Annotated in this window: 1 protein-coding gene; it reads left to right on the top strand. The window is 75.2% G+C overall.

Going from position 1 to position 234, the window contains the following annotated elements:
- On the top strand, positions 1-234 hold a 234-nt coding region (locus tag ACSNOK_RS36360), incomplete at both ends, for a nicotinamide mononucleotide transporter (protein WP_436784917.1).

Genomic DNA, 234 nt, shown 5'->3' with positions numbered 1-234 from the left:
ATCGGCAACCTGCTGGGTCTGGCCGCCCTCGCGCTCGGCTGGCGGCGCCCGATATGGACCTGGCCGGTCCAGCTCGTCTCCGGCCTCGTCCTCATCGGCGCCTACGCCTCCGCGCACCTCAGCGGCGGCGTCGGCAAGCAGCTGCTGGTGATCGTGGTCGCGCTGTGGGGCTGGCGCCAGTGGGTGGGCGGCGAGCGCACCGCGCGGGACGGCGGCATCGCCGTCCGCTTCGCC

It is taken from the genome of Streptomyces sp. URMC 126, assembly GCF_051386555.1.
In the GTDB taxonomy this organism is placed as follows: Bacteria; Actinomycetota; Actinomycetes; order Streptomycetales; family Streptomycetaceae; genus Streptomyces.
This window is presented reverse-complemented; position numbering and strand designations above follow the sequence as displayed.